Origin of the sequence: Dietzia sp. SYD-A1, assembly GCF_015356725.1 — a bacterium.
Lineage (GTDB): Bacteria > Actinomycetota > Actinomycetes > Mycobacteriales > Mycobacteriaceae > Dietzia.
This window is the reverse complement of sequence record NZ_JADDKI010000031.1, coordinates 1-3,673: the sequence shown is the minus strand read 5'-3', so window position 1 is coordinate 3,673 and position 3,673 is coordinate 1. Positions and strand designations below refer to the sequence as shown.

The window sequence follows — 3,673 nt, the reverse complement described above, 5'->3', positions numbered from 1 at the left end:
GGATCGTGGGGGCGGTCGGCCAGGTCGGGGCAGGACTGGCCAAGGACTCGATCGGCATCGCCCGCGGTGTCGCGGGTGCCACGATCAGGTTCCCGGTGACGCTCGCGCGCCTGGCCAGGGACGTGGCGGCCCCCGGCGGGGAACTGACCCGGATGCCCACTCGTGTCGTGGAATCCCTGGCCGACACCATCGACTCCACCAACACGACGACCAACACCTATCGCTCCATCTTCCGACTGCTGTTCGAGCCCCGGACCCCCGACCTGTCGTGGAGTGGACGGACGCACGCGGAGAAGAAGGTCTCCTGGGTCTCGGGACTGGAGCTCGCGGCCGTCAAGAGGGTGGCGTCACTGCACGACACCACCGTCACCTCGGTGATGATCGCCGCGGTGTCCAAAGCCCTCACCCGCTACCTCGACGCGCACGGTGACCGCCCGGTCGCCGACATCAACCTCATGGTGCCCATGTCGGTGACGCCGAACAGCGACGACCTCCCGGAGGAACTGGGCAACCACATCACCCTCATCCTCATGCGTCTGCCACTGGGCATCGACGACGCCGACGAGCTCATCGACGCCATCACCACGTCGATGACCCGGGTGCGCTATTCGTTCGAGCCACACATCACCTTCGCCTCGATGCTCACCGTGGCGGTCACCCCGACCGCGGTGCAGCACGCCGTGATCGACCTGTTCGCCAACAAGACCGTCGGTCAGCTCACCTCGGTGCCCGGACCCGTCTCCACGGTGAGCCTCGCCGGGACCGTGGTCGAGGGGATGCTGGGCTGGGTCCCGATGAGCGGCGACCAGGCGCTCGGGATCTGCGTCTTCAGCTACGACGGGAAGGTCTCCGTGGGTATCGCCACCGACGCCGGACTCGTGCCGGACCCGGGCCGGGTCGCCGAGCTGATCAAGGACCAGTTCGCGACGTTCGACGGCTGGGAGGCCCAGGTCTGAGGACCGTCGTCACGCCTCTCCTTCACGGTGTACTTCACCACACCGGCGCGTCGACCCCGGTAGGCGTGGGGAACAAGGAAAACACTCGTGATCTCTGTCACGCCTGTTCTAGCCTGTACTCGTGCGCATGACCCGGTGCGCGAGCGTGGCCACGGGAGAGGCGTCGGGACGATGGGGGAGACGGCGAGAGTCAGAATCCCGCTGCGGGATCAGTTGTGGTTGCACATGGACCGCGCCGACAACCTCATGTACATCACCTCGTTGGTGTGGTTCTCGGAGATCCCCGACTGGGACGCGGTCACAGAGGCAGTCGCCACACGGATGGTTGACCCCCACCCGGTGTTCCGGCGGGTCCCGGTACGCGAGGGCAGACGGTGGTACTGGGAGGATGATCCCGATTTCGACCTCTCCCACCATCTGATCCGCGGGCGGCTCCCCGCGCCGGGCGGACGGGCCGAGGCCGAGGCGTACGTCTCCGAGCAGATGAGCGTCCAGCTCCCCGACGACCGCCCCCTGTGGCGCGCCGAGTTCCTCGAGGGCTACCACGGCCACGGTCACGAGGCCGAGCGGGAGGGCGCGCTGGTGCTGTTCCGGGTCCAGCACGGGATGGTCGACGGTATGCGGTTGACCCAGTTGGTCCTCGGTCTGTGCGACAGCGATGACGACGACGCCCAGCTGCCGCGGGTGGGCCGACCCCTCTCCGCTGGTGGAGGCGGGATCCTCCGGACGGTCGGCCGCGCCGGGGTGGGGATGGCCAGGGACTCGGTCGGTATCGCCCGCGGTCTCGCCGGCGCCACGGTCACGTTCCCGTGGACTCTCACGCGGCTGGTCAGGGCAGTGGTGGCCCCGGGCCGTGGGGTCACCCGGGTGCCCACGCGCGTCGTGGAATCCCTGGCCGACAGCATCGATCTGACCAATAGGACGACCAACACCTATCGTTCGACCTTCCGGTTGCTGTTCGAACCCAGATCGCCCGAGCTGTCCTGGAGCGGTCACGCCCATGTTGAGAAAAGGGTCTCCTGGATCTCCGGGCTGGACCTCGCGGCGATCAAGAGGGTGGCGAAGGTGCACGGCACCACGGTCACCACCGTGATGCTCGCGGCGGTGTCCAGGGCGCTCACCGAGTACCTCGACGCCCACGGCGATCGTCGGGTCTCGGACATCAACCTCATGGTGCCGATGTCCATCGAGCCTGTGGCCGACGAACTGCCGGAGGAACTGGGCAACCACCTCACGATCATCCTCATGCGCCTACCGCTGGGGATCGACGACGCCGACGAGCTCATCGACGCGATCGCCACGTCCATGTCCCGGGTGCGCTACTCGTTCGAACCACACGTCAACTTCGCCACCATGCTCGGCGTAGCGATCACTCCCGGCCCGGTGGCGCACGCGGTGGTCGACCTGCTCGCCAACAAGACCGTCGGCCAGCTCACGTCGGTCCCCGGGCCGGTCTCCACGGTGCGGATCGCCGGCACCCCCGTCGAGGGGATGCTCGGCTGGGTTCCGATGAGCGGCGACCAGGCCTTCGGGATCTGCATCTTCAGCTACAACGGCACGGTCTCGGTAGGCATCGCCACGGACGCGGGACTCGTGCCCGACCCGGGCGAAGTGGCCGGGATGATCGAGGACAAGTTCGCGACGTTCGCCGGCTGGCACGAAGGCGACTGACCAGCCGGCGCGCCCCTCCGCGCGGAATGAGCCCGACTCACCACGCGGGCGCCGGGACCTCCGGGTGCGCGGCGAACCAGGCACCGATGTAGGACATGTCGATGCCCTGGTCCTCGGCGATCAGGTCGTACATCGTGCGCCCGTCGAGTGCCTCACGCAGGAGGTCGGCGTGCCCGCTGTGCCGGTTGATCTCGGTGAGGACGTGATGCGCGCACCAGCGGCCGTCGAACGGCGCCAGGCCCGGCGGGAACCACGGCATCTCCGCGGGGACCGGGACCGGGGCTCCCAGATCGGCGGCGCGGAGATGGGCGAGGCCCGCGGCGCACCGGCGGTCGTACTCGGCGAGGATCTCCTCGGCGGTCGCGTCGGGGTCGACACGGTTGACCGTCTCGGCCCACTCGAAGGCCTCGGGCAGCGAGCGTCCCGTCTCGAGGGGGTCCGGCGCGGCGGCCGCCCGGCCCAGCCAGTCCTCGGCCACCTGGCCGATGTGCAGGATCAGCCAACCGAGCGTCAGCTCACTCGAGGGCACCGGACGCGCCCGTAGTTGGTCGGCGGTGAGGCCGTGGACGATCGAGCGGGCGTTGACGAGCGCGTGGTCGGTCCATTCGAGCAGGGTCTCGCGTTCGGTGGTGTGGGTGGCAGCGAACAGTGGCATGACGATCTCCTGGGTGTGTCTCGTGAACGGGATGGTGTCGGCGGACGGGCAACGGATCAGTTGCTGATCCGCACCGTGGTCCGACAACAGACTCTCAGTCGATCAGGACAGATCCGGTCCGCTGACGGTGCGACACTGGGTGACGTGACCGCCGACAGAACGCCCACGACCCAGCGCGTACTGGGTTTGCTCGACCTGCTCCAGCGGCGCGCGGTGTGGACCGGGCCGGAGCTGGCGGCCGAACTCGGTGTGACCACCAGGTCGGTGCGGCGGGACGTGGACCGGCTGCGTGACCTGGGGTATCCGGTCGAATCCGAACGCGGCGCGGGCGGCGGTTACCGGCTGGGGTCGGGCCGCCGGCTTCCGCCCCTGCTGCTGGACGACCGCGAGG

The 3,673-nt window shown here is 68.9% G+C and carries 4 protein-coding genes; 3 read left to right on the top strand and 1 reads right to left on the bottom strand.

Translation table 11 applies throughout. The features are described 5' to 3' along the window. Together IY392_RS01950 and IY392_RS01945 are read left to right on the top strand one after the other, a co-directional pair. Window positions 1-956: WS/DGAT domain-containing protein (locus IY392_RS01950; protein ID WP_194860371.1), on the top strand; the 956-nt coding region annotated here is incomplete at its 5' end. Window positions 957-1,127: 171 nt separating this feature from the next. After that, on the top strand, window positions 1,128-2,627 hold the full coding sequence (locus IY392_RS01945) for a WS/DGAT domain-containing protein (RefSeq protein ID WP_107757137.1): 1,500 nt from the start codon (window positions 1,128-1,130) through the stop codon (window positions 2,625-2,627). Between the two features lie 37 nt (window positions 2,628-2,664). On the opposite strand, the gene IY392_RS01940 is transcribed toward IY392_RS01945, so the two are convergent. Further along, complete coding sequence (locus IY392_RS01940; RefSeq protein WP_107758186.1) at window positions 2,665-3,282, bottom strand: DUF664 domain-containing protein; 618 nt, start codon at window positions 3,280-3,282, stop codon at window positions 2,665-2,667. Window positions 3,283-3,426: 144 nt separating this feature from the next. Between IY392_RS01940 and IY392_RS01935 the strand changes: the two genes are divergently transcribed. Further along, on the top strand, window positions 3,427-3,673 hold a 247-nt coding region (locus tag IY392_RS01935), incomplete at its 3' end, for an HTH domain-containing protein (protein ID WP_194860370.1).